At 70.9% G+C, this 24568-nt stretch carries 21 protein-coding genes; 13 read left to right on the top strand and 8 right to left on the bottom strand.

All coding sequences use genetic code 11. The features are described 5' to 3' along the window. Positions 1–76 precede the first annotated feature (76 nt). Entirely contained in the window at positions 77–2173 is a 2097-nt protein-coding gene (locus ACO0E1_RS01810; protein ID WP_422872608.1) for a glycosyltransferase family 39 protein, read from the top strand. A gap of 16 nt (positions 2174–2189) precedes the next feature. Here ACO0E1_RS01810 and ACO0E1_RS01815 read toward each other — a convergent pair whose 3' ends face one another. Both ACO0E1_RS01815 and ACO0E1_RS01820 read right to left on the bottom strand, forming a co-directional pair. Next, the gene (locus ACO0E1_RS01815) at positions 2190–3752 is read right to left on the bottom strand and encodes an MFS transporter (protein ID WP_422872609.1); all 1563 of its coding nucleotides are present in this window, start codon (positions 3750–3752) and stop codon (positions 2190–2192) included. 37 nt (positions 3753–3789) lie between these two features. Then, positions 3790–5295 carry a CitMHS family transporter gene (locus ACO0E1_RS01820; RefSeq protein WP_422872610.1) on the bottom strand — a complete coding sequence of 502 codons (1506 nt, stop codon included), beginning with the start codon at positions 5293–5295 and terminating at the stop codon, positions 3790–3792. 153 nt (positions 5296–5448) lie between these two features. Between ACO0E1_RS01820 and ACO0E1_RS01825 the strand changes: the two genes are divergently transcribed. Together ACO0E1_RS01825 and ACO0E1_RS01830 are read left to right on the top strand one after the other, a co-directional pair. Further along, positions 5449–7113: a sensor histidine kinase gene (locus tag ACO0E1_RS01825; protein WP_422872611.1), complete on the top strand. Its 1665-nt coding sequence runs from the start codon at positions 5449–5451 to the stop codon at positions 7111–7113. Next, positions 7110–7766 (top strand): response regulator, encoded by a 657-nt coding sequence (locus ACO0E1_RS01830; RefSeq protein WP_422872612.1) that lies wholly within the window; start codon positions 7110–7112, stop codon positions 7764–7766. The genes ACO0E1_RS01825 and ACO0E1_RS01830 overlap by 4 nt, the downstream gene beginning before the upstream one ends. 13 nt (positions 7767–7779) lie before the next feature. Here the strand turns inward: ACO0E1_RS01830 and ACO0E1_RS01835 are convergent, their stop codons facing one another. Further along, positions 7780–8394, bottom strand: a complete 615-nt coding sequence (locus ACO0E1_RS01835) for a TetR/AcrR family transcriptional regulator (RefSeq protein ID WP_422872613.1) — start codon at positions 8392–8394, stop codon at positions 7780–7782. 132 nt (positions 8395–8526) lie between these two features. On the opposite strand from ACO0E1_RS01835, the gene ACO0E1_RS01840 reads away from it, so the two are divergent. Both ACO0E1_RS01840 and ACO0E1_RS01845 read left to right on the top strand, forming a co-directional pair. Continuing rightward, positions 8527–9504 carry an SDR family NAD(P)-dependent oxidoreductase gene (locus tag ACO0E1_RS01840; protein ID WP_422872614.1) on the top strand — a complete coding sequence of 326 codons (978 nt, stop codon included), beginning with the start codon at positions 8527–8529 and terminating at the stop codon, positions 9502–9504. Between the two features lie 70 nt (positions 9505–9574). Next, complete coding sequence (locus ACO0E1_RS01845; RefSeq protein WP_422872615.1) at positions 9575–9988, top strand: hypothetical protein; 414 nt, start codon at positions 9575–9577, stop codon at positions 9986–9988. Here the strand turns inward: ACO0E1_RS01845 and ACO0E1_RS01850 are convergent. Beyond that, the gene (locus ACO0E1_RS01850; protein WP_422872729.1) at positions 9893–10624 is read right to left on the bottom strand and encodes an HAD family hydrolase; all 732 of its coding nucleotides are present in this window, start codon (positions 10622–10624) and stop codon (positions 9893–9895) included. The two genes, ACO0E1_RS01845 and ACO0E1_RS01850, sit on opposite strands and share 96 nt — an antisense overlap. 194 nt (positions 10625–10818) lie before the next feature. On the opposite strand from ACO0E1_RS01850, the gene ACO0E1_RS01855 reads away from it, so the two are divergent. The 3 genes from ACO0E1_RS01855 to ACO0E1_RS01865 are packed head-to-tail and all read left to right on the top strand — an operon-like array spanning position 10819 to position 14023. Beyond that, positions 10819–12285, top strand: coding sequence for a DUF6421 family protein (locus ACO0E1_RS01855; RefSeq protein ID WP_422872616.1), 1467 nt, complete (start codon positions 10819–10821; stop codon positions 12283–12285). Beyond that, a complete protein-coding gene (locus tag ACO0E1_RS01860; RefSeq protein ID WP_422872617.1) occupies positions 12282–12959 on the top strand; it encodes an SDR family NAD(P)-dependent oxidoreductase in 678 nt (225 codons plus the stop codon). The genes ACO0E1_RS01855 and ACO0E1_RS01860 overlap by 4 nt, the downstream gene beginning before the upstream one ends. Continuing rightward, positions 12956–14023, top strand: coding sequence for a threonine aldolase family protein (locus ACO0E1_RS01865; protein ID WP_422872618.1), 1068 nt, complete (start codon positions 12956–12958; stop codon positions 14021–14023). The genes ACO0E1_RS01860 and ACO0E1_RS01865 overlap by 4 nt, the downstream gene beginning before the upstream one ends. Before the next feature lie 12 nt (positions 14024–14035). On the opposite strand, the gene ACO0E1_RS01870 is transcribed toward ACO0E1_RS01865, so the two are convergent. After that, a complete protein-coding gene (locus ACO0E1_RS01870) occupies positions 14036–14773 on the bottom strand; it encodes an SDR family oxidoreductase (protein WP_422872619.1) in 738 nt (245 codons plus the stop codon). 166 nt (positions 14774–14939) lie between these two features. Here ACO0E1_RS01870 and ACO0E1_RS01875 point away from each other — a divergent pair, with 166 nt between their 5' ends. From ACO0E1_RS01875 to ACO0E1_RS01885, 3 genes are all read left to right on the top strand, one after another. Then, positions 14940–15401 carry a TetR/AcrR family transcriptional regulator gene (locus ACO0E1_RS01875; RefSeq protein ID WP_422872730.1) on the top strand — a complete coding sequence of 154 codons (462 nt, stop codon included), beginning with the start codon at positions 14940–14942 and terminating at the stop codon, positions 15399–15401. Between the two features lie 8 nt (positions 15402–15409). Next, positions 15410–16876, top strand: coding sequence for an SDR family NAD(P)-dependent oxidoreductase (locus ACO0E1_RS01880; protein WP_422872620.1), 1467 nt, complete (start codon positions 15410–15412; stop codon positions 16874–16876). Positions 16877–17004: 128 nt separating this feature from the next. Further along, on the top strand, positions 17005–19074 hold the full coding sequence (locus ACO0E1_RS01885; RefSeq protein WP_422872621.1) for a glycosyltransferase family 39 protein: 2070 nt from the start codon (positions 17005–17007) through the stop codon (positions 19072–19074). A gap of 60 nt (positions 19075–19134) precedes the next feature. Here the strand turns inward: ACO0E1_RS01885 and ACO0E1_RS01890 are convergent, their stop codons facing one another. The 3 genes from ACO0E1_RS01890 to ACO0E1_RS01900 all read right to left on the bottom strand — a co-directional run bounded on the left by ACO0E1_RS01890 (position 19135) and on the right by ACO0E1_RS01900 (position 22719). Beyond that, positions 19135–21027 (bottom strand): ABC transporter ATP-binding protein, encoded by a 1893-nt coding sequence (locus ACO0E1_RS01890; RefSeq protein WP_422872622.1) that lies wholly within the window; start codon positions 21025–21027, stop codon positions 19135–19137. A gap of 79 nt (positions 21028–21106) precedes the next feature. Next, positions 21107–21736 (bottom strand): DUF1345 domain-containing protein, encoded by a 630-nt coding sequence (locus ACO0E1_RS01895; protein WP_422872623.1) that lies wholly within the window; start codon positions 21734–21736, stop codon positions 21107–21109. Positions 21737–21774: 38 nt separating this feature from the next. Further along, the gene (locus tag ACO0E1_RS01900) at positions 21775–22719 is read right to left on the bottom strand and encodes a LuxR C-terminal-related transcriptional regulator (protein ID WP_422872624.1); all 945 of its coding nucleotides are present in this window, start codon (positions 22717–22719) and stop codon (positions 21775–21777) included. Between the two features lie 227 nt (positions 22720–22946). Between ACO0E1_RS01900 and ACO0E1_RS01905 the strand changes: the two genes are divergently transcribed. Together ACO0E1_RS01905 and ACO0E1_RS01910 are read left to right on the top strand one after the other, a co-directional pair. Beyond that, on the top strand, positions 22947–24098 hold the full coding sequence (locus ACO0E1_RS01905; protein ID WP_422872625.1) for a glutathione-independent formaldehyde dehydrogenase: 1152 nt from the start codon (positions 22947–22949) through the stop codon (positions 24096–24098). A gap of 2 nt (positions 24099–24100) precedes the next feature. Continuing rightward, positions 24101–24562 carry a hypothetical protein gene (locus ACO0E1_RS01910; protein ID WP_422872626.1) on the top strand — a complete coding sequence of 154 codons (462 nt, stop codon included), beginning with the start codon at positions 24101–24103 and terminating at the stop codon, positions 24560–24562. Positions 24563–24568 lie beyond the last annotated feature (6 nt).

Genomic DNA, 24568 nt, shown 5'->3' on the forward strand with positions numbered 1-24568 from the left:
CGCTCCTGAGCGAACCGGAGGCCCGCGACCCCGCGCTCCACGGCTTCCTCATCGACGGCAGCAGGACATTTCCGACATGACCACGAACGACCGCGTCGGAGTCCGCCCGGCGCGCTGGCTCCACCAGACCCGCGGGCAGCAGGCCGTCCTCGCCGGGATCGTGCTGCTCGGAGCGGTGCTGACCAGTTGGAACCTCGCCCGTGGTGGCGACTCCGAGTTCTACGCCGCGGCGGCCCGCTCGATGTCCGAGTCCCTGCCGGCGTTCCTGTCCGGGTCGTTCGACCCTGGCGCGACCGTGACGCTCGACAAGCTCGCCGGCTTCGCCGTGCCCCAGGCGATCAGCGTCCACCTGTTCGGCATGTCCACCGCCTCGCTCGCCCTGCCGCAGGTCCTCGAGGGCGCCGTCACGACCGTCGCGGTCGCCGTGGTGGCGCTGCGCTGGCTCGGAGCCCGGGCCGGACTCGTCGCAGCGGCCCTCGCAGCCGGCACCCCGATCTTCGTGTCGATGTTCGGGCACCCGATGGAGGACGGGCTCCTCACGATGGCCCTCGCCGTCGCGCTCGTCTGGTGGCAGCGCGCCGCGATCACCGGCGCATGGTGGCCGCTGGTCCTCGCCGGTGCCTTCGTCGGGATCGGGTTCCAGGCGAAGATGCTGCAGGCCTGGCTGATCCTGCCGGCGCTCGTCGTCGGCACGGTCGTCGCGGCCAGCAGCGGTGGCGGGGCGGGCAGCGGTGGTGGGGCGGGCAGCGGTGGTGGGGCGCGGTGGCGTCGGGCTGTCGCGCACTCCGCGGTGCTCGTCGGCGCGACGCTGGTGACGAGCCTCGGCTGGTCCGTGGTCGTCGCGCTCCTCCCCTCCTCCGACCACCCCTACATCGACGGGTCGACCGACGACAGCGTCTTCGCGATGGTCCTCGGCTACAACGGGGTCGACCGGTTCCTTCCCGGCCTGTGGCCGGGAGCGGTCGGCGCGATCGGCGCAGCGGTCGGACACGCGGGCACGCACGTCGCCGACCTGTTCCACACCGCCGGCGGAGCCGGTCGCGGCGGGCACTCCGTCCTGCAGCTCTTCTCACCGCGCTACGCGTCGCAGGTCGGCTGGAGTTGGCCCGCCGCGCTCACCGGCACCGGGATCGGCGCGGTCCGATGGTGGCCGCGTCGGTCCGGCCGGGAGGCTCGCCCCGCCTCCGCCGTCTTCCTCACCCTGGTCGTCTGGCTGGCGACGGCGGTCGCGGTCCTGTCCGTCCTGCGGCTCCCGCACACCGCCTACGTCGCCGGCATCGGCGTCCAGCTCGCGGCCCTCGGCGCGCTCGGGTGGTGGGGCGCAGCCGGGCTGCTCGACGCTCCCGACCGCCGGCTCCGGCTCGTGCCGACGGGCCTGCTCGTCGTGCAGGGCGGGTGGTGGATCTGGCTCGCACGGTCCTCCGCCGAACCGGCGGTGCTCTCGACGATCGCGGTCGGCGTGACCGTCGCCGCCCTGGTGGCGCTGCTCGTACGCCGACGATCGACGTTCGGAGTCGGTTCCACCCGAGGACGCCGGACGGCCGCCGGGCTGCTGGTCGCCGCCGTGGTGCTCGGCCCCGCGTGCTTCTCCCTGCAGGCGCTCGACGCGGCACGGGACGGCAGCGGCGGCGACGCCTCGGTGGGGATCACCACCGGCGCCTTCCCCGGTGCCGGGCACCTCCCCACCCGTGCGTTCGCGCTCGGCAGGTCACCGTCGCGCGATCGGACCGGCGACACCTCGACGGCGTTCCGGATCTCGGTGCCCGACGTCATCGGCGGCCACACTCCTCTCGACGCGTCGGAAGCCGCACTCGTCGCCGACGCCGAACGGCACGGCGGCGGGAAGGACGGCGCCCCGCTGTTCCTGACCGATTCGTGGCGGATCGCCGCCGACGTCATCGGGGACACCGGCGACGAGGTGCTCACGGACGGCGGGTTCTCCGGCCGGGTCCCGGTGTTCACGACGGCGCAGATCGAGTCGATGATCCGTGCGGGGAAGGAGCGACTGTTCGTCGTCGCGAACGGGACGGCGTCGACCGACCCGGTGCGTCAGGCGACCGCGGCCCTCGGGTGTCGGGTGGTGCACCGCTGGGGGGCGACGTTCGCCTCGTCGTCCGGGGCACCGTGGCGGTCGCCAGCGGACGCGTCGTTCGCACTCGAAGAGTGCTCCTGAGCGGCGGCCGTCCGGCTCAGACCGTCGCCTCCGTGCCCCGCACCCGCCCGATCACGACGTCGACGATGCCGGCGAGGAGGGCGGCGCCGACGAACCCGAGCGCCACACCGAGTCCGAGCGGCAGCCCGTTCGCGTAGTCACCTCGCGAGCTCGCGAGCGCCGAGTAGAACACGCTGCCGACCGCCGCGATGCCGATCGCCGAGCCGACCCGCGCGCCGACCTGGATGAGTCCGCCGGCGGAGCCGCCCTGCGCGACGGGCACCTCGGACAGCGTCAGGGTCTGGTTCGGGGAGATCGTGAGCCCGGAGCCGACGCCCGCCACCAGCAGCGGCAGGACCAGCCACCAGCCGACGTCCGACTCGTAGTGGTTCGCGACGACCCAGATCACCGCTCCGAGACCGATGAGCACGAGGATCGTCCCGATCACGATGAGCTGACGACCGAACCGGTGCACGATCCGGCCGCCGATCGTCGACGCGATGCCGGAGCCGATCGCGAACGGCACCGAGGACAGTCCCGCCAGCAGCGCCGAGTAGTGCAGCCCGGACTGCAGGGCGAGCGTCAGGACGAAGAACAGCGGGGTGAACCCGGCGAAGTAGAGCGTCGCGAGTCCCACGCCGAGCGAGAACGACCGGCGCCGGAAGAGTGCGAGGTCGACCACCGGCTCCTTCGTCCGACCGTAGTGTCGCTCCCACAGGACGAACAGCACGGCGAGTACGACCGCGACGACCACGAGCCACCACTTCGCGTTCCCCTTCCACTCCTGCGACTGCACGAACGGCAGCAGCAGCGCGACCACCGCAGCACCGAGCAGTGCGATGCCGACCGGGTCGAAGTCGTGCTTCTTTCCCCGCTCGTGCGCACTGGCCGCGGGGAGGTAGCGCATCGCCAACAGCATCGTGACGAGCCCGAACGGCAAGTTCACGAAGAACACGAACCGCCAGCCGTTCTCGGTGCCGAACGCCGTGATGAGGAGGCCGCCGACGAGCGGGCCGATGGCGGTGGCGATGCCCACCGTCGCCCCGAACAGGCCGAACGCGGTGCCGCGCTCCTTGCCGCGGAACAGCTGTTGGATGAGCGCCGTGACCTGCGGGGTGAGGAGCCCGCCCGCAAGACCCTGCACGAGGCGGGCGATCACCAGGACGATGCCGTTCGGGGCGAACCCGCAGAGGGCGCTCGCGAGCGTGAACAGCCCGACGCCGATGACGAACATGCGACGGCGTCCGGTGGCGTCCCCGAGTCGCCCGCCGGGGACGAGCAAGAGGCCGAACGACAGCGCGTACCCGGAGAGGATCCACTGGACGGCCTCCGGGCTCGCCCCGGGCAGGCCCGTCGAGATGGACTGCAGGGCGACGTTGACGATCGACACGTCGAGCAGGACGATGCCACCGCCGAGGAGGCAGATGACGAGCGCCTTCCAGCGGTTCGGGTCCGGCTGGTCGCCGGAGTCCGCCGGCGTGGCACGCGACTCGGGCGACCCGCTCGATGGCGCGTCGGAGGTCGCTACGTGGTGCGCGCCGTGGTGTTCGACGCTGGGAGCCGCATCGGGCTCGACGGGTTTGCGGTGTTCGGCTGCCATGAGGACCCCACGGTAGGCCCGTCCGCCCCACCCGTCGTCAGCCGAACGGGATGACGCGTACCCCGATCGCCACGACGAGCATCGCCATCGCCACGACGGCCGCACGCCAGAGCACTTTCTTGTGGTGGTCGCCGAGGTTCACGTTCGCCAGGGAGACCAGCAGCAGGATCGCCGGCACGAGCGGGCTCTGCATGTGCACCGGCTGCCCGACGACCGATGCCCGGGCCATCTCCGCCGGGGTGATCCCGAACGAGGCGGCGCTCTCGGACAGCACCGGAAGGATGCCGAAGTAGAACGCGTCGTTACTCATGAAGAAGGTCAGCGGCATGCTCAGCACCCCGGTGATGCCCGCGAGGTACGGCCCCATCGAGTCCGGGATCACCGCGACGAGCCAGTCGGCCATCGCGGACACCATCCCGGTGCCGTCGAGCACGCCGATGAGCACCCCCGCAGCGAACACCATCGAGACGACGCCGACGATGCTCGGGGCGTGCGCGACGATCTGCTCGGTCTGCTGCTTGAGCTGCGGGAAGTTCACGAGGAGCGCGATCGCGGTCCCGATCATGAACACGAAGTGCAGCGGCAACAGGCCGACGACGAGCGCGACCATGACCGCGACGGTCAGCCCGAGGTTGATCCAGATCCGCTTCGGTCGCAGCGTCGGACGGTTCGGGTCGAGCATCGTCGCGGCCATCGTCCCCGCGCCGCTGTCCACCCCGTCGTCGATCCCGCCGACCCCGCCGTCCACACCCTCGCCGTCCGCGCGTCGTCCGTCCGCCGTGCCGCCGCGCAGCCCGAGCGCCACCGTCGGACTCGTGAACATCCCACCGCCGTTCCCACCGACCGCCGCGAGCATCCGCGACCCGACGCGCGAGCCGCTCCCCGCCTCGGCCGCCCGCCCGCCGCGCACACCGGTGGTGAACTCGATCAGCCCGAGCCGCTTCCGCTCCCGCAGCCCCATCGACCACGCGAACCCGAAGCACAGCAGCAGGCCGACGACCAGTGACGGCACGAGCGGCACGAAGATGTCCGTCGGGTCGAGCTTGAGCGCAGCCGCCGCCCGAGCCGTCGGCCCGCCCCACGGCACGATGTTGAGCGTCCCGTTCGTCAGCCCGGCGACGCACGTCAGCACGACCGGGCTCATCCCGAGCTTCAGGTAGATCGGCAGCATCGCCGCCGTCACCACGATGAACGTCGTCGACCCGTCCCCGTCGAGTGACACCGCACCCGCCAGGAGCGCCGTCCCGAGCACGATCTTCGCGGGGTCGTTCCCGGTCACCCGCAGGATGAACCGCACGAGCGGGTCGAACAGTCCGACGTCGATCATCAAGCCGAAGTACATGATCGCGAACATCAGCAGCGCGGCCGTCGGCGCCAGCGTCCCGATCGCCTTCGTCACCATGTCGCCGAGCCCCAGCCCGGCACCGGCGAACAGTCCGAACACGGTCGGCACGATGATCAGGGCGAGCATCGGCGACATGCGCTTGGTCATGATCAGGACCATGAAGGTCAGGACCATCGCGTACCCGAGGATGACGAGCATCAGGACTCCTTCGTCCGTGTCTGGCAGTCCGGGCACGCTACGACCCGGACGGGAGGCTCGGCTCGCTTCTGCACATTGGCCCACCAACGCGCGTTGACCGCGTTCTGTGCATTCTGCGCACGGCCATCGGCTCGTGCTCCGTACGCTGGTGCCGTGACCGACGACCGTTCACGGCGCCCCAGGCTCCGATTCGCCACCGAGGTACTGGTGTTGCAGCTCGTCGTCGTGGTCGCCGTCGTCGTGCTCACGAGCGCGGTGTTCGTCCGGATCGAGGTCGTCCGGCTGGAGCGCGCAGCCGAGGGGACGGCGCTGGCCATCGCGCAGAGCGTCGCCGCGCAGGACGAGGTCCGAGCCGAGGTCGCGCGGCTGAGCGTCGACGGCACGGACCTCGATCCAGCGGTCCTCGACGACGGTCCGGTACAGCGAGCGGCCCTCGCGACACAGCAACGCACCGGTGCCCTGTTCGTGGTGGTGACCGACGACCGTGGGATCCGCCTCGCCCATCCCGATGCGGACCGCATCGGGGAGATGGTGAGCACCTCACCAGCCGCAGCGCTCGACGGACGCGAGTCCGTGTCCTGGGCGCGCGGCACCCTCGGTGAGTCGGCGCGGGCGAAGGTGCCCGTTCGCGCGCCCGCAGCCGGCGAGACGGAGCCGAGCCGGGCCTCCAGTCGGGGCGCGGTCGTCGGTGAGGTGAGCGTCGGGTTCAACCGGGCTCGCGTGTACGACACCCTCGTCGAGGACAGCATGCCGGTGGTCGGAGCCGGTCTCGCCGCCGTCCTGCTCGCCGTCGTGGCGTCGGCGCTGATCCGCCGGCGACTCGTGCGGAAGACGCTCGGCCTGCAACCGGAGGAGCTCGTGACCCTCGTGCAGAACCAGGAGGCCGTGCTCGGCGGAGTCGGTGAGGGCGTCATCGCCGTCGCACCCGACGGATCCGTCACCGTGTGCAACCCGGAGGCTGCTCGACTGCTCTCCTCGCCTGCATCGATCGCCGACCTGCCCTCGACGCTGGCTGACATGCTCGTCCCCGGCGCCGAGGTCCCGGCGAGCGCCACCATCGTGGTCGGACACCAGGTGCTGCTCGTCGACGTCCGGGCGGTGTCCCGTGACGGTGTCGACCTGGGGCGGGTGGCCGTCCTGCGCGACCGGACCGACGTCGAGGCGCTCACCCGTCGGCTCGATGCGGTCGGCTCGATGAGTCAGGCGCTCCGGGCACAGCGTCACGAGTTCGCCAACCGGTTGCACGCGATCTCGGGGTTGCTCGACATCGGCGAGACCGACCGCGCGCGGGCGTACCTGGCGGACGTGCAGGACCACGGGCCGCTGCGGTACCCGGTGCAGCACTCCGATCGGGTGACGGAACCGTACCTGCAGGCGTTCCTGGGGGCGAAGGGTGTCGAGGCGGCGGAACGAGGGGTGCTGGTGCGGATCGGTGCGGAGACGCTCGTGCAGGGAACGATCACAGACCCGGGCGACGTCACGACGGTGCTCGGCAACCTCGTGGACAACGCGGTCGCAGCGGCCCTCGGTGGAGGAGACGCGTCGCCGTGGGTGGAGGTCGAGGTCCTCGACGACGGAACCGACTTGCACATGTCGGTGATGGACTCCGGAGCCGGGATCGTCGGTTCGCCCGATCTCTTCACGCGGTCCGGCGCCGACGACGCCGACGTGTCGCGGGTGCACGGGCTCCGGATCGGCCTGCCGCTCTCGCGGGAGATCGCCCGGCGGCGGGGCGGCGACGTGTGGCTCGCCTCGGCCGGCGGCGACGACCACGGCGCGGTGTTCTGCGCCCGGCTCGCGGGGGTGGTCCGCCCGTGACCGCGACGTTCACCGTGCTCGTCGTCGACGACGACTTCCACGTCGCCGACCTGCACCGCCGCGAGGTCGACCAGGTGCCGGGGTTCCGCGTGCTGGAACCCGTCGGCACCCTCGCCGCAGCACGGTCCGCCTTGTCGTCGACCGTCGTCGACCTCGTGCTCGTCGACGTCTACCTGCCGGACGGCAGCGGACTCGACCTGCTCCGGACGGTCGACACCGACGCGTTCGTGCTGAGCGCCGCATCGGACTCGTCCACCGTGCGCCGTGCCATGCGTCGAGGCGCCTTGGCGTACCTGATCAAGCCGTTCTCCGCCGGCGTGCTCGCGGAGCGGCTGCGAGCGTACGCGCGCTCCCGGAACGTGCTCGACGAGCGGACGAACCTCGACCAGGAGGCCGTCGAGCGAGCGTTCCGGATCCTGCACGCCGGAGAGGGTGCCGGCGCTTCCCCGTCGCGCGCGGCGACGGCGGCGCTCGTGCTCGAGCAGCTCTCCTCCGACGTCGAGCGGTCAGCGGCGGACGTCGCTTCGGCCATCGGGGTCTCACGGGCGACGGCGCAGCGGTACCTCGCCCAGCTCACCGCGGACGGGACGGTGGCGATGCAGTTGCGGTACGGGGCCGCGGGGAGGCCGGAGCACCGCTACACGCGTCGCTGAGACGCGGCCCGGGTCAGTCGACCGGCGTCACCGGAACGTCCGCGGGCTGCGGCTGCCGCAACCCCGTGACCAGGAGCGTCACGCTCGTCCGGACGTCGTACTCCGGATCCCGAGGGCTCCACGCGACGAGATCACCGACGGCACGGAGCAGCTGGTACGGCGCGATCGACGCGACCACCTCCCCCGAGTCCCGGGCGGCATCGAGCAGCCGGCCGAGCACCGGGACGAGCTCGTCGATGAAGAGTGCGTGCAGCGCCGTGAACCCGTCGGCGTCGCCCTCCCAGACCCGCGCCAGCCCGTGCTTGGTCCCGAGGAAGTCGACGAACTGGTGCACCCAGCGCAGGACCGCCACGAACGGCGTGGGCTCCGACGCGAGCAGCGCCGGCCCGGCTTCCGCGCAGGCGACGATCTGGTGCCGGTAGACCGCGACGACCAGGTCGGAACGGGTCGGGAAGTGCCGGTAGAGCGTCCCCACGCCGACGCCGGCCGCCGCAGCGACCTCGCGCACGGGAGCGCCGACGCCCGACGCAGCGAACACCCCGCCGGCGGCGTCCAGGATCGCCCGCTCGTTCCGCTCGACGTCACGCCGACGCCGAGGCGCGTCATCCCCGGTCGGCAGCGTGCTCACCACCCGATCATCCCATGCCCGCCACGGAGAACGGAGCGCTGCTCCGTTTCCTCTTGCAATCCGGATCACTGTTCCGTATCGTTCCGGAACGTCGCTCCGTTTCGGCGACCACGGCCTCCAGGAAGGACCATTATGACCAGCGACCAGCACCCCATCGGCACCGGCTTCACCGCCTCCAGCACCGCGGACGAGGTCCTCGCGGGCATCGACCTCACCGGCCGCAACGTCGTCGTCACCGGCGGCCACGGCCGCCTCGGCCACGAGACCAGCCGTGCACTCACCGCGGCCGGCGCGTCCGTGATCGTCGCTGCACGGGACACCGATCGCGCATCCGCCGCGGTCGCCGACATCCCCGGCGTCCGAGTGGAACAGCTCGACCTCACCGACCCGGCATCGATCGACGCCTTCGCCGCACGGTGGTCGACCTCCGGCCGCCCGCTCCACGCGTTGGTGAACAACGCCTCGACACTCTTCACCCCGGACCGCCAGCTCGACGCGCGCGGCAACGAGCGCTCGTTCTCGACGGCGCACCTGGGGCACTTCCAGCTCACGCGGGCACTCGTCCCCGCCCTCCTGGAGGCTCGTGGTGCGCGGGTCCTCACCGTGACGTCCGGCGCGGCCCGGGTCGGACAGATCCGCTGGGACGACCTGGCGTTCGCCAGCGGATACGACGCCGTCGCTGCGTACGGGCAGGCCAAGCGGGCGAACGTGCTCTTCACGGTGGAGCTCGACCGTCGGTACGCCGACCAGGGCATCCGGGCCTTCGCCGCACACCCCGGCGTGATCATCGGACCCGGCCCGCACGACCCGAGCCGGATCGCGTCCTACCGCCAGCAGGGGCTCGTCGACGAGCACGGTGCGACGATCATCGACCCGTCGAACGGCAAGAAGACGATCGAACAGGGCGCCGCGACGCTCGTGCTCGGCGCCGCGAGCCCGCTGCTCGACGGCATCGGCGGCGTCTACCTGAAGGACGGCGACGTCGCCGTGATCGATGACGAGATCCGACCACTCACCGCCGACAGCATCCCCGCTGATGCGAACTCCGCGATGCTGGACCCCGACGACGCCCGGCGGCTGTGGACGCTCACGGAGCAGCTCCTCGCCTGACGAACCTGCCGGGTCAGGGGCGGGTGGCATCGGGATGCCCGGCGCGAGCCGAGGCCCCTATCGTGGACGGATGGGGGAACGACTCGACGCGTGGGACGACCCCGGCGATGACCTGGTGCTCCGTCCCACGCAACCACAACGGAAGCCGGGCGCGATCGACCTCACCGTGACGATCGTTGCCCTCGCCGTGAGCTACCTCGCCGCCCCGGCCGCGTGGGGCGCCGTGGTCATCAGCCAGATGGCCTTCGACGCCTGTGCGATGCCGTCCCCGGGGTGTGACTACCGTGCCGGCAGCGCCGTGCTCGTCTGGCACCCGACCGTGACCGCGGTCGTCCTCGTCCTCGGGACCTGCTGGGCCGTCCTCCGCCGGGTCCGCGGGCGAGCAGCGTCACTCGTCGGGCTGGGCACGCTCGCCGGCGTGGTCGTCACGTTCCTCGCGGCCGAGGTCGCGACGCACATCGCGAGTGCGGGCCACCTCTTCTAGGACGACGTCACGGAGGGCCACGGCGGGGACGACCAGCAGAGTCCGCATCCCGGCAGCACGCGCGCCGGCGATGTCGTGCGCGGGGTTGTCCCCGACGAAGAGGCAGTCGGCCGGGTCCACGCCCAACTCGTCGGCCAGCGTCAGGAACGCCAGCTCGTCCGGCTTCTGGAAGCCGATGCGCTCGGACGTGCAGACGACGTCGAACGCGACGTCCAGGCCGGTCCGTGCCAGCTTGTCGCGCTGCTGCTCCTCCGACCCGTTGGTCAGGACGCCGAGCCCGAACCCCTGGGCCCGGAGCTCGTGCAGCAGCGGCAGCGCGTCGGGGAACGCCCGCCAAGACGCCCGGTACACGCGCAGGTAGTCCTCGAACAGCGCGTCCAGCCCGACCTCGTCGTCCGGAACGTCGATGCCGAACGGCGGCAGCACCGTTCGAAGACGCTCCCGTCGCTGCTCCTGGAAGCTGATCTCCCCCGAACGCCACCGCTCGAACTGCTCGTCCTCGGCAGCGAACCAGGCATCGAGTGCCGTCTCGGTGACGTCGAGCCCGAGCCCTCCGAGGAACGCAGCCGCGCCCGCACGCCCCGACCCACGATGGTCGAAGAGCGTCCCGTCCAGGTCGAACCCGACCGCTCGCATCGTCCCCACCCCCACAGCGTAGGACCCGGATGGCGGAACGTTGCGCGCGATGCTCGATACCCCGCGTGACGCCGCAGATTGCGCACGAATCCGCCGGAGATGGGCAACTTTCCGTCCGTCGCTTTTCCCTAGGCTCAGGAAAAGCACGTTCAACGCCGCACCGCAGCGGCCGACCCGATGACGGGAGGTTCGACATGTCGCAATTCGTCCAGAGGTTCACGCAGGACGCCATCGTCGGTGAGCCCGAGGTCGTCGAGGACCGCCTGGACGTGCGCGAGGTCGCAGCACTTCCCGCGTGGCACCGCCTCAAGGACGCCGTCGTGTCGTTCCGATCCCTGCAGACGCAGGACGGCTCGATACCCGACCCGTCGGATCACCGCACCGCTTCCGGGTACCTGGCCACGATCCTCCCGGCCGTCGCCGAACTGGCACCGCACTTCCCGCACGATGCGGCGTACCTCGATGCATTGCAGCGCGACTTCGCGCGATGGGAACAGCAGGGATTCGGGGTCCCGGACTTCCTGGACTCGCTGAACGCATTCCAGCCGCAACAGCACCGGGTGGACGGGCTCGGCCACCTCGTCGTCTTCCCGATGGTCACGCAGAACGGCAGTTCCTCGCGGCTCGTCGAAGCCGTCCTCGTCGAGGTCATCTGGCCCGGGTTCATCGCGGACCTCGAAGCCGGCGCCTACGACAACGCGCTCTTCGTCGCACTCCGCTTCGTCGACTTCACCCCCGGGTACGACACGAACTCCGCGGTACTGTTCCCCGAGACCGTGGCGATGCGGGAGATCCCGGCGTTCACGTGGGGTGCGATCTTCCAGGACCGCGAAGCCGCACGCTACCGGCGGGTCGTCCGAGCCGCTGCGGACATCACCAAACTCGAACTGCCCGCCGAAGCAGCGGCGATGCTCGACGACCAAGAACTCACGGAGCGGGTCTTCGTGATGTGGGACATCATCCACGACCGTTCCCACATGCGCGGCGATCTGCCCTTCGACCCGTTCATGATCAAGCAGCGGATGCCGTTCTTCCTCTACTCGCTCGAAGAACTCCGGTGCGACCTGACTGCATTCCGGGAATCGGTCCGGCTCGACCGCGAATTGTCTGCTCGCACCGACGAACTGTCCGACGCGGATCGCGCCATCCGCGACCATGCGCGACTCGTGCAGTACGCCGTCGTCTTCGACCGCATCTTCCGGTTCGCGATCACCGGCAGCCGCGTCCGGAACTACGACGGACTCGGCGGCCAGCTGCTCTTCGCGTGGATGCACCAGCACGACGTCCTGCACTGGACGGACACGCAGCTCACGATCGACTGGGACGAGGTGCCGGACGTGATCATCGCGCTCAGCGACCAGATCAACGAGCTGTACTGGCGCTCGATCGACCGGCCGAAGTCGGCGCACTGGCTCGCCGCCTACGAGATGCTGACCCGGACGCTCACGCCGCACCCGGCCTCCCGGTGGGCGCAGGGGCTGCCCGCCGAGACGCTCGCCGGGCCGCCGAAGGGCTACACCGACGCGGTGCTCGACGACGAGTTCCCGCTGTCCATGTTCTACGAGGCGCTCAACAAGAAGATGGCAGCGGTCATCGCGTCGACGGCCGGCATCACCGGCGCTTCGTCCGTCACGCCCGCCGACGTCGCGGACGCAGCGTGAGCGCTGGGCCCGTGGCCAGCCGCGTGGTGCTGATCGCGGGAGCGACCAGCGCCAGCGGCGCGGCCGTCGCGCGCGCACTCACCGCCGCCGGTGCGACCGTCGTCGCCGTCGGCACCCGATCCGACGCACTGAAGGCACTGCGCGCGTCCGTCCCGGGCGTCACCACCTCCACGTGCGACCTCTCCGACCATGGTGCGGTCGTCTCGTTGGCCGCCGAGGTCCGTGATTCCGTCGGTCCCGTCGACGGCCTGGTCCACCTCGTCGGCGGCTGGCGCGGTGGCGGTGGCCTCGCGGGCCAGTCCGACGAGGACTGGGACTTCTTCGACCGGGGCTTCCGGACCCTGCGGAACACGACCAGGGTGTTCGACGACGACCTCGTCGCGTCACCGGCCGGACGGCTCGCGATCGTGTCGTCCACCGCGGTCGACTCCCCCATGGCCGGCGGCGCGAACTACGCCGCCGCCAAGGCCGCGGCCGACGCCTGGGTGCGTGCCGTGGCGCAGGGCTTCCGGAAGCGCGCGCCGCAGGCCGCAGCCGCGATCTTCGTCGTGCGCACACTCGACGGAGTCGAGGAACGGCTCGGCGACGAGGTCGTCCGGCTCTGGTCCGCCGCGCCCGCCGACGTGAACGGCGCCCGACTCCCCCTCTCCCCGCTCCCTAGGATGAACCAGTGACCCTCCAACTCCACGACCTGGACCTGCGGGGCTTCGCCTCCGACAACTACGCCGGCGTCCACCCCGAGATCCTCGACGCGATCGCCGCGGCCAACCAGGGCCACCAGATCGCCTACGGCGAGGACGTCTACACGGCGCGGCTGCAGGAGGTCATCACCGAGCACTTCGGCGCGCAGGCCCAGGCGTTCCCGGTGTTCAACGGCACCGGCGCCAACGTCGTCGGACTGCAGTCGATGCTGCCGCGGTGGGGCGCCGTCGTGTGCACCTCGACCGCGCACATCCACACCGACGAAGCCGGAGCGCCGGAACGCGTCGGCGGCATGAAGCTCCTCACCGTCGATGCACCAGACGGCAAGCTCACGCCCGAGCTGATCGACCGCGAGGCATGGGGCTGGGGCGACGAACACCGTGCCCAGCCGCTCGTCGTGTCGATCACCCAGACCACCGAGCTCGGCACCGCGTACACCGTCGAGGAGATCCGGGCGATCGCGGACCACATCCACCCGCTCGGCATGACGCTGCACATGGACGGTGCCCGCATCTCGAACGCCGCGGCGACCCTCGGGCTCCCCCTCCGCGACTTCACCACCGACGCCGGCGTCGACGTCCTGAGCTTCGGCGGCACGAAGAACGGGATGCTCTACGGCGAGGCGATCGTCGTGCTGAACCCCGCCGCGTCCGAGGGGCTGCAGTACCTCCGCAAGATGAACATGCAGCTCTCGTCGAAGATGCGGTTCGTGTCGGCGCAGCTCATCGCACTGTTGACCGACGACCTCTACCTCCGCTCGGCCTCGCACGCGAACGCCATGGCGCAGCGGCTCCGTGGTGCGCTCGAGGCGGGGATCGCCGACGGCAGCATCCAGGGCGTCGGGTTCAGCCAGGAGACCCAGGCGAACGGGGTGTTCGCGACGCTGCCGGCGGGCGTGGCCGATCGGCTCCGCGAGCACTTCCGGTTCTACGACTGGGACGCCAGCCGGAACGAGGTGCGGTGGATGTGCTCGTTCGACACCTCGGAGCAGGACATCGACGCGTTCGTCGCGGCGCTCACGCGGGAGCTCGGCTGACTGCGTCGCCGTTCAGTCCTGCGCCGTGGGCCGGATGATCACCTCGCCGACGTCGACACCCGCCGGCTGGGCGATCGCGTAGGCGACGGCAGCCGCCACGGCGTCGGCGGGCATGGCGATCGCGGCCATCCGGGCCGCGAGCGCAGCGCGCTGCTCGGGGTCGTCCGTCTTCGTGACACCCTCGGTGGCGGTGAAGCCGGGCGAGACGACCGTGACCCGCAGGTCGGGGCCGGCCTCTTGTCGGAGTGCTTCGCTGAGGACCCGCACGGCGGTCTTGGTCGCCGCGTACACACCCTGCGCCGGCACGATGCGGTGCGCCGACGTCGATGCCGTGTGCACGAAGTGCCCGAACCCCTGCTCGCGGAACACCGGCAGCGCGGCGGCGATCCCGTTGAGGACCCCGACCAGGTTGACGTCGACCATCTGCTGCCAGCCGTCGACGTCGAGGGCATCGAACGGCGAGACCGCCATGCTGCCCGCGTTCTGGTGGAGCACGTCCAGGCGACCGAATCGGGACCGGGCCGACGCGACCAACGCGTGCAGCGCCTCCCGGCTGCGGACGTCGGTCTCGACCGCGACCGCTTCGCCACCGGCCGCGGAGATCTGCTCGACGACGGACGCGAGCCGATCGACCCGGCGGGCGCCGAGCACGACCTTCGCGCCCGAGGCGGCGAGGCGGAGCGCTGTGGCCTCGCCGATACCGCTCGATGCTCCGGTGACGGCGACGACCTTGCCCTGGATCCCCTCCATGGTCTTCCCTTCGCTAGAGTGAAGCGGACGCTTGTCCGCTTCACCGAGGGAGGCTACCGGACACATGTCCGCTTCGCAATCGGTCCGCCGCGCCGACGCTGAACGCAACCGCGCGCGTCTCGTCGACGTCGCGCGGGAAGCGCTGCGCGTCGACCCAGCGACGACCATGCAGTCGGTGGCACGACTCGCTGGCGTCGGTCAAGGAACCATCTACCGCCATTTCCCCAGCCGGGAGGCCCTGCTCGCCGAGGTCTACCGCGATGACTTCCAGGGCCTGGTCGCGTCCGCACGCGACTCGGCAGGATCGCCCGACCAGCGGACGGCACTCCGGTCCTGGCTCGACGAGCTCGCCGCATTCGGGTACCAGAAGCACGCGCTGGCCGACGTCCTGGACGCGGCCACCCGTCGACAGCTGCACGACGAGCAGTACGACGAGATCGTCGACGCGATCGCCACCCTGCTCGACGCCGGAGTGCGCGCCGACGTCCTCCGTCCCGACGTGTCACCACCCGATCTGCTCGCACTCGTCGCGTTCCTCTGGCAGCTCGGGTCCTCGGCCGCCGACCGGGCACCGCACCTGCTCGACCTCGTCGTGGACGGACTGCGCGCCGACCGCAACCCAACGTAGAATCCCGTGTGATCTCCGAGCACCCCGAACCCAGCGGCATCCTCCCCGAGGACCTCGACGCCACCCTCCGGGTCCTCGACCAGATGACCGCGATCGAGGAGACGCACCCCGACTTCGTGCGGGTTCGTCAGGCCACGGCGAAGATGTTCAAGGCCGTGAAGCGGGCCCACCGGCTCGAGAAGCGCGCGGTCATCGCGGAGGCCGACCGCCTGGTGATCGCTGCGACGGCCACCGGCGCCGCCGACCGCATCGACGACGAGACCCGCGGCGTCCCGATCAGCGCCTCGACCAGTGCCTCCACCGCCGGCACCCTGCTGAAGTCCCGCCCGTGCTACATGTGCAAGCAGCACTACACGGTGGTCGACGCGTTCTACCACCAGCTCTGCCCCTCGTGCGCCGCCATGAGCCACGCCAAGCGCGACGCCAGGACCGACCTGACCGGCAAGCGCGCGCTGCTCACCGGCGGACGCGCGAAGATCGGCATGTACATCGCGCTCCGTCTCCTGCGAGACGGGGCACACACCACCATCACGACGCGGTTCCCCCGCGATGCGGTGCGCCGGTTCTCGAGCCTCCCCGACTCCGCCGAGTGGATCTCGCGCCTCAAGGTCGTCGGCATCGATCTGCGCGACCCCGCCCAGGTCATCGGCCTCGCCGAGGACGTCGCCGCGGCTGGGCCCCTCGACATCCTGATCAACAACGCCACACAGACCGTGCGCCGGTCGACCGGCGCGTACCAGCCCCTCGTCGACGCCGAACTCGCGCCGCTCCCTGACGGGCCCCTCCCCGAGCTCGTGACGTTCGGGCACACGAACGACCAGCACCCGCAGGCGCTCGCCCGCTCCGTCACGGCGCACCCGATCCTCGCGGCCGCTGCTGCTCGCGCCGACGAACTCACCGAGCAGGCCATGGCCCCTGGCTCGAGCTCGCTCGAACGGCTCGCCATGGGCACCGCGATCGACGCCGGCGGCCTCGTGCCCGACCTGCACGACGTGAACTCCTGGACGCAGCACGTCAACGAGGTCGACCCGCTCGAGATGCTCGAGGTCCAGCTGGCCAACACCACGGCGCCGTTCATCCTGATCTCCAAGCTCCGCCCGTCCATGGCGGCGAGCGGGGCGCACCGCACCTACGTCGTCAACGTCAGCGCCATGGAAGGGGTGTTCGGCCGCGCCTACAAGGGCCCCGGGCACCCGCACACGAACATGGCGAAGGCCGCCGTGAACATGCTGACGCGTACGAGTGCCCAGGAGATGTTCGAGACCGACGGCATCCTGATGACGAGCGTCGACACCGGGTGGATCACCGACGAGCGACCGCACCCGACGAAGGTCCGGCTGGCAGAAGAGGGCTTCCACGCGCCACTCGACCTCGTCGACGGGGCTGCCCGTGTCTACGACCCGATCGTCCGCGGCGAGGCGGGCGACGACGTGTTCGGCGTCTTCTTGAAGGACTACAAGCCCAGCTCCTGGTGAGCTGGCGCACGCCGCGCACGGCCGCCCACCCTCGGTCGTGACGTCGACGCCGATCGACTGCACACGACTTACCAAGACCACAGCCGTGGCTCATGGTCGGCCGATGACGGTCGCTGACGATCGTCGTCATGACCACCCACGCACCGGACGTCACCGCGCCGCACCCTCCGTCGACGAGGGCCGCAGCCAGCGCTGCCCGCCCCACGGTCAGCCATCGACTGCGACGGCTGGTCCGCGGCCGGGCTGATGCCGCCCGGTGGGAGCGTCCGGCGTTGCTCGGCCTGCTGCTGGCGACGGGTGTGCTCTACGTCGTGAACCTCGGCGTGAACGGCTGGGCGAACGCCTTCTACTCCGCGGCGGTGCAGGCCGGGAGCCAGAGCTGGGAGGCGTTCTTCTACGGATCGTCCGACGCCGCGAACGCCATCACCGTGGACAAGCCGCCCGCCTTCCTCTGGGTGATCGGGATCTCGGTCCGGCTCTTCGGGCTGAACTCGTGGGCGATCCTGCTGCCCCAGGCGCTGATGGGGGTCGCGTCGGTGGCCATCCTGTACCGGATCGTGCGTCGCCGGTTCTCAGCCGGTGCGGCACTCGTCGCCGGCGCGGTGCTCGCCACCACCCCGGTGGCGACACTGATGTTCCGCTACGACAACCCGGACGCGCTGCTCGTCCTGCTCACGGTCGGAGCGATCGCCCTGACCCTGCGCGGCATCGAGTCCGGGCGGATGCGCTGGGTCGTGTGGGCCGGCGTTCTGGTCGGACTCGGCTTCCTGACGAAGCAGCTGCAGGCGCTCCTCGTGCTGCCACCCCTGGTCGGCGTGTACCTCGTCGCGTCGCCCCGTCCGGTGCTCCGCCGGGTCGGCCACCTGGCGGCCGCTGCCGCCGCGCTCCTCGTGTCCGCCGGATGGTGGGTCGCGATCGTCGAGCTCGTCCCGGCGTCGGCCCGGCCGTACATCGGCGGGTCACAGACGAACAGCTTCCTGGAGCTCACCTTCGGCTACAACGGTCTCGGCCGGGTCACCGGCGACGAGACCGGCAGCGTCGTTCCCGGCGGGACCACCGGCGCGGGCTCCTGGGGCTCGACCGGCCTGACGCGGCTGTTCGGCTCGGAGTTCGGCACCCAGGTCACGTGGCTGCTGCCGACCGCGCTGCTGTTGCTCGTCGTGTCGCTCGTCGCCGTCGGTGTCCGGCGCCGCAGCGACCCACGGCAGGCGACCGTGCTGGTGCTCGGTGGTTCGCTGCTCGTCACCGGAGCGGTCTTCAGCTTCATGGGCGGGATCTTCCACCCGTACTACACCGTCGCGCTCGCCCCCTACATCGCCGGCCTGGTGGGCATCGGCGCAGGACTCGTGTGGCAGCGCCGCGCGGTGCTCGCCTGGCGGATCGCGACGTCCGTGATCGTTGCCGTCTCCGGAGCCTGGTCCTTCGCGCTGCTGACCCAGGCGTCGTCGTGGCAGCCGTGGATCCGCTGGGTGGTGTTGGCCGCGACGGTGGTCGGGGCCGTGCTGGTCCTGGTGCCGCCGCGAGGCCGGGGTGTGGCGTCGGCCACGATCGCGGTGGTGCTCGTCGCGGCACTGCTCGGGCCGACGGCGTTCTCGGTACAGACCACCACGGTGGGGCACACCGGCGCACTCCCCTCCGCCGGCCCGAGCGTGACGTCGGCGGGCCCAGGGGGCGGCATGGGTGGGCCCGGTGGTGCCGGCGGCGGGCAGGGTGGCGTCGGCGGCGGGCAGCCCGGGCAGCAGCAAGCACCCGGCGGGCAGGCACCGGGTGGTCAGGCTCCGGGTGGTCAGGCTCCCAGCCAGTTCCAGGGCGACGGCGCCGCTGGTGGCACGAACCTGCTCGGTGGTTCGACGGAGGTGTCGGAGAAGGTCGTGGCGGCGCTGTCCGCCGACGCCGACGACTACACCTGGGCGGCCGCGACCGTCGGCTCGAACAGCGCCGCCACCTACCAGCTCGCGACGGGCGACCCGGTGATGGCGATCGGCGGGTACAACGGCACCGATCCGTCGCCGACGCTGGCGGAGTTCACGACCTTGGTCGCCGAAGGGCGAGTGCACTGGTTCATCGGCAGCTCCACGAACACCAGCGGCAGCAGCGGGAGCGATGCCGCCACGAAGATCGCGGCGTGGGTCGCCGCGAACTTCGACGCGCAGACCGTCGGTGGCGTCACGATGTACGACCTGACCAGCGGTGCTTGACCGGGCAACGGCCGGACAGGAGGCACGGTGTCAGCCCGCACCGCGCCTCCTGTCCGCTCGTCAGCGCAGGTTCTCCTCGACAGCCAGGTCCTTCTGCACCGCGAACTGCGTACGGTGCAGTTCCTCGTACCGGCCGCCGGCCGCCAGCAGTTGCTCGTGCGTGCCGCGCTCCACGATCGACCCGTCCTCGACCACGAGGATCATGTCCGCGCTGCGGATGGTCGACAGGCGGTGTGCGATCACCATCGCGGTCCGTCCCTCCAGCGCCTCGCTCAGTGCTGCCTGCACGGCGGCCTCGGACGTCGAGTCGAGCGCTGCCGTCGCCTCGTCGAGGATGACGACACGCGGCTGCGCGAGCAGCAGTCTCGCGATGGTCATCCGCTGACGCTCACCACCGGACAGTCGGTAGCCGCGCTCCCCCACCATGGTGTCGAGCTGATCGGGCAGGGACCGGATGAGCGGCTCGAGCCGGGCACGGCGGACGGCGTCCCAGACCTCGTCGTCGGACGCCCCTGGCCGGGCGAGGCGCAGGTTGGAGCGGATGGTCTCGTGGAACAGGTGACCGTCCTGCGTCACCATGCCGAGCGAGTGCCGCATCGACGCGAAGGTGACGTCGCGGACGTCCTTCCCGGCCAGCCGCACCGCCCCGCTGTCGACGTCGTACAGCCGCGACAGGAGCTGCGCGATCGTGGACTTGCCGGCGCCGGAGGTCCCGACGAGCGCGACGGTCTGCCCCGGCTCGATCCGGAAGGACACACCGTGCAGGACCTCTTCGCCACCGCGGGCGTCCAGCGTGGAGACCTCTTCGAGCGAGGCGAGCGACACCTTGTCCGCCGACGGGTACGCGAAGCGGACGTCGTCGAACTCGACCGACACCGGGCCGTCGGGGACGGTGCCCGCGTCGGGCTTCTCCTGGATGAGCGGTTCGAGGTCCAGCACCTCGAAGACCCGCTCGAAGCTGACCACCGCGCTCATGATCTCCACCCGCGCGTTCGCCAGGCTGGTCAGCGGGGCGTACAGGCGGGTGAGGAGCAGGGCGAGCGTCACCACGTCGCCGGTGTTCAGCTGCCCACCGAGTGCGAGGGCGCCGCCGACCCCGTAGACGAGCGCGAGCGCGAGCGCGGAGACGAGCGTGAGCGCGGTGACGAAGACGAACTGCAGCAGGGCGCTCCGGACGCCGATGTCGCGGACGCGCGCCGCGCGCACGCGGAACTCCTCGGCCTCTTCGTCGGGACGACCGAAGAGCTTGACGAGGGTGGCGCCTGGCGCCGAGAACCGCTCGGTCATCTGCGTGCTCATCGCTGCGTTGTGATCAGCGGCCTCGCGGCGGAGCGCAGCGAGCCGGCTGCCCATCCGGCGTGCTGGGATGAGGAAGATCGGGAGCATGACCACCGCGAGCACGGTCACGAGCCACGACGTGCTGAGCATGACGGCGAGGGTGAGGACCAGCGCCACGATGTTCGTGACCACGCCGGACAGCGTGCCGCTGAAGGCCTGCTGCGCGCCGATCACGTCGTTGTTGAGACGGCTGACGAGCGCGCCCGTCCGCGTCCGGGTGAAGAAGGCGATCGGCATCTTCTGCACGTGGTTGAAGACGGCGGTGCGGAGGTCGAGGATCACACCCTCGCCGATCCGTGCCGAGTACCAGCGGGTCAGGAGTGACGCGGCGGCGTCGGCGACGGCGACCAGGGCGATGACGACGGCGAGCCAGACGATCGTGCCGGCTGCCCCCTTGGCGGCGATGACGTCGACCACCTGGCCGGCGAGCACCGGCGTCGCGACCGCCAGGAAGGCCCCGACGACGGACAGCGCGATGAACACCACCAACTTCGCGCGGTACGGCACGGCGAACGTCATGATCCGCCGGACGGACTCACGGGAGATGCCGTGCTTGCCGTCCCTCGCGGTGGAGATCTTGTACAGCGAGCTCCAGGCCGCGCCTTCCATGCTCATGGCTGTTCCTTCCGTGGGCGACGGTCCGATCGTGTCGGCGAGCTGGAGCAACGATACGGCGGACGACCGACGAAGGAGGTCACCCGCCCTGCGTCAGGCCGGTGATGAGGTTGATGGCGACCGCGACCACGAAGGTGCCGAAGAAGTACGACAACAGCGCGTGCCCCATGGCGATACGCCGCGACGGGGTGGACGACTGGGTGATGTTGCCCGCGTTGTAGGCCATCCCGATCGAGAACGCCGAGTAGGCGAAGTCGCTGTAGGACGGGTCCTCGTCCTGGTCGAAGTCGAAGCGGTGGCTGTCGTCGATGTAGTACATCCGCGCGTACCGGAACGCGTAGACGGTGTTCATGACCGCCCACGCCGCGACGACGCCGACCACCGCGAGGATCGCCGCCGCGGAGCCGACCGGGTCGTGCCGCTGGCTGCGGACGAGCGCGAAGATCACCAGCACCAGGCTGAGGAGCGTGGCGATGATGACGACCGCATCGACCAGCTTCCGGGATCGATCCTCGTGACGGGCGAGGTCCCTGGTCCGTTCGGGGTCTGCTGGCCAGGCTTCGGACCACGCGCACAGGAGGAAGACCCCTGCGGCGACCACCCAGCCGAGCAGCGCGGACAGGTCGGGGACACCGAGGAGCGCGGCGACCACCGCGCTCGCGCCGCCGACGATCGCGGCGATCCCGGCTTTCACTGACAACTGCGACATGGCACTTCCCCTTCTCGCGGTGGAGCTCGGCTCGGCGCCTACACGGAACGGGCCGCCGAGAGTGGGACGTACAGCCCGGCGCGCTCGGCGCGCACGGCGGCGAGCGTCCGGGAGGTGGCGTCCAGTTTGAGCAGGATGTGTTCGATGTGCGCGGCGACGGTGCGCGGTGCGATCGCCAGCGCCCGGGCGATCTCGAGGTTGGAGCAGCCCTCGATGACGTGACCCAGCACCTCGAGCTCCCGCGGCGTCAGGCCGCGCAGGTCCGTGGCAGGTGCGAGTACCACGACGCCGCAGGCCACGGTGCTGAGGTCCGCCTCGCCCGCGAGGACCGTCACCCTCGCGTAGGCGTCCGGCGACTGTCGGCTCCCACGCGGCCAGAGGAACGAAGCGTGCTCCTGCCCCTCGCAGATGGCGTCCCTGGCTGCGTCGACGAGGTCCGATCCGGTGGTGAGGAGCTCGTCGTCGGACAGGCCCGGGATGCGCACGATCCCGTGGCCGGCAAGGAGGACCACGCCGGATTCGACGCCGCTGACCCAGGCGACCGTCGCGGCGAGCGACCTGACCGGGTCGATGCCCGATGCGAGCGCCGGTGCGAACCGAGCGAGTCGTCGCCGGGTCGTCTCGGACGGCGGGGTCGCGCTCCGGAAGAGCACCGTCACGAGGCCGACCGAGCGGTGCCCGTCCGCGCACAGCACCACGGAGAGCGCCTCCCGGAAGCCGGCAGCGGGTGGGCACGCTGTCGACGACGGGCCCGAGGGGGCATCGTGCGTGACCCGAGACCCGCGTAGGAAGCCGACACTCACATCGTCGAGACCGCTGCTCGCGACCGTGCTGTACCGAGCGCCGTCTCCATCGGCCAGCGCCATCCACGCGGCGTCGAACGGGATGTGGTGGTGCAGTCCTTCCAGCAGTGCTCGAGCCCGCTCCTCCACCGGTCCCGGACGGACCGCGGTCCGCTCGGACGACGCTGCAGTCCGTTCCACGGAACTCGCCCCCTTCCTGACCATCGTCTGCGGGAATCGGGGCGAGTGTCCGAAAACCGTTGATCACCGGTGTAGCGATCGCCGCCTGTCCCGACGCTCAGGTCGGCCGAGCGGATGGGCAGGTCTGCCGATGGTGCGACTGCGCTCGAGGGCGTGACATGGGCCCATCGCGTGGTCGACCGGCCCGCGGCTCGTTCAGGGCACGTCACCGACGTGAGGAGTCGAACATGAAAGCCGTTGTCTACCAGGGGCCACGCACGGTCTCGGTGCAGGACGTACCGGACGCGCGTATCGAGCGTCTCACCGACGTGCTGGTGCGCGTCACGACGACCAACATCTGTGGGTCCGACCTGCACATGTACGAGGGCCGCACCAGCTTCGAGACCGGGCGCTGGTTCGGTCACGAGAACATGGGCGAGGTGATCGAGGTCGGTCACGGCGTCGACAAGGTCAAGGTGGGCGACGTCGTCGTCCTGCCGTTCAACGTCGCGTGCGGCCACTGCAAGAACTGTGAACGCGGACTGACCAACTACTGCCTCACGGCGCAACCGGTCCCCGAGTGGGCAGGTGCGGCGTACGGCTTCGCGGACATGGGACCGTGGGCAGGCGGCCAGGCAGAACTGCTGCGCGTTCCGTGGGGCGACTTCAACTGTCTCCGACTCGGTGAGGACGCCGAGGAGCGGTCCGCCGACTACGTGATGCTCGCCGACATCTTCCCGACCGGCTACCACGCCACCGAGATGGCCGGCGTGCAACCGGGCGACCAGACCGTCATCTACGGTGCAGGCCCGGTCGGACTGATGGCAGCGCTGTCGGCCGCGATCCGGGGTGCGAGCAAGGTGATGGTGGTGGACCGTCATCCCGATCGACTCCGGCTGGCGGAGTCGATCGGCGCGATCGCGATCGACGACTCGAAGGTCGATCCGGTGCAGGCCGTGCTCGAGCAGACGATGGGACTCGGCGCCGACAACGGCTGTGAGTGCGTCGGGTACCAGGCGCACGAGCCCTCCGGCGACGAGCAGACGAACCTCACGCTCAACCGTCTGGTGCAGTCGGTCCGGTTCACCGGACGGATCGGGACGGTCGGGGTGTTCGTCCCACAGGACCCCGGCGGCCCGGACGAGCTGGCGAAGCAGGGGCAGGTCGCGTTCGACATGGGGCTGCACTGGTTCAAGGGCCAGACCATGGGGACGGGACAGGCTCCGGTCAAGAAGTACAACCGACGGCTCCGTGACCTGATCGCGGGGGGCAAGGCGACACCGTCGTTCATCGTGAGCCACGAGATCCCGCTGGACCAAGCGCCGGACGCCTACGAGCACTTCGACAACCGGGACGACGGCTGGACCAAGGTCGTCCTCAAGCCGGGGAAGGTGGCCTGACCATGGTGGGCAGAGCTGCTGCCGCGGTCGGCGTCGCCGGGATCGCCGTCGGCCTGGTCGCCCGGTCTCTGGTGAAGCGACAGCGGGGATCGGACGGTGACGCGGCGCATCCGGAAGGCTGGAAGGCGGTCACCGTGCTGGGCGATGCAGATGTGTTCGAGCGCGACGGCTACCCCGAGCCGCTCGGACGCCTGGCTGCGGCGCTCGAGATCCGGATCGACCCCGCGCCAGGGGACAAGGGCTTCGAGGTGCATGCCCGGGTGCGGGACGGAGCCGATCTCGGCTTGGACGGCCATGATCCGAACAGGACCCTGCGGGAAGCGCTGCGCGACGCCAAACAGCTCTTCGAGACCGGCGAGGTCCTCCGTGCGACGCCTCGACCTCACGGAGAACGTCCGCGGACCCTGCTCGGGAGCGCGGTCGACGAAGCGGAGTCCGACGCAAAGGGCGGTGGTGTGCTGTGAAGGCCC

The organism is Curtobacterium guangdongense (genome assembly GCF_049341845.1).
Classification (GTDB): domain Bacteria; phylum Actinomycetota; class Actinomycetes; order Actinomycetales; family Microbacteriaceae; genus Curtobacterium; species Curtobacterium guangdongense.

What these genes read in the sequence shown, in the direction of transcription:
- ACO0E1_RS01810 (WP_422872608.1), top strand. Translation starts at nt 77, where the DNA reads ATGACCACGAACGACCGCGTCGGAGTCCGCCCGGCGCGCTGGCTCCAC.
- ACO0E1_RS01815 (WP_422872609.1), bottom strand. Translation starts at nt 3,752, where the DNA reads ATGGCAGCCGAACACCGCAAACCCGTCGAGCCCGATGCGGCTCCCAGC.
- ACO0E1_RS01820 (WP_422872610.1), bottom strand. Translation starts at nt 5,295, where the DNA reads ATGCTCGTCATCCTCGGGTACGCGATGGTCCTGACCTTCATGGTCCTG.
- ACO0E1_RS01840 (WP_422872614.1), top strand. Translation starts at nt 8,527, where the DNA reads ATGACCAGCGACCAGCACCCCATCGGCACCGGCTTCACCGCCTCCAGC.
- ACO0E1_RS01845 (WP_422872615.1), top strand. Translation starts at nt 9,575, where the DNA reads ATGGGGGAACGACTCGACGCGTGGGACGACCCCGGCGATGACCTGGTG.
- ACO0E1_RS01850 (WP_422872729.1), bottom strand. Translation starts at nt 10,624, where the DNA reads ATGCGAGCGGTCGGGTTCGACCTGGACGGGACGCTCTTCGACCATCGT.
- ACO0E1_RS01855 (WP_422872616.1), top strand. Translation starts at nt 10,819, where the DNA reads ATGTCGCAATTCGTCCAGAGGTTCACGCAGGACGCCATCGTCGGTGAG.
- ACO0E1_RS01870 (WP_422872619.1), bottom strand. Translation starts at nt 14,773, where the DNA reads ATGGAGGGGATCCAGGGCAAGGTCGTCGCCGTCACCGGAGCATCGAGC.
- ACO0E1_RS01875 (WP_422872730.1), top strand. Translation starts at nt 14,940, where the DNA reads ATGCAGTCGGTGGCACGACTCGCTGGCGTCGGTCAAGGAACCATCTAC.
- ACO0E1_RS01885 (WP_422872621.1), top strand. Translation starts at nt 17,005, where the DNA reads ATGACCACCCACGCACCGGACGTCACCGCGCCGCACCCTCCGTCGACG.
- ACO0E1_RS01890 (WP_422872622.1), bottom strand. Translation starts at nt 21,027, where the DNA reads ATGAGCATGGAAGGCGCGGCCTGGAGCTCGCTGTACAAGATCTCCACC.
- ACO0E1_RS01895 (WP_422872623.1), bottom strand. Translation starts at nt 21,736, where the DNA reads ATGTCGCAGTTGTCAGTGAAAGCCGGGATCGCCGCGATCGTCGGCGGC.
- ACO0E1_RS01905 (WP_422872625.1), top strand. Translation starts at nt 22,947, where the DNA reads ATGAAAGCCGTTGTCTACCAGGGGCCACGCACGGTCTCGGTGCAGGAC.
- ACO0E1_RS01910 (WP_422872626.1), top strand. Translation starts at nt 24,101, where the DNA reads ATGGTGGGCAGAGCTGCTGCCGCGGTCGGCGTCGCCGGGATCGCCGTC.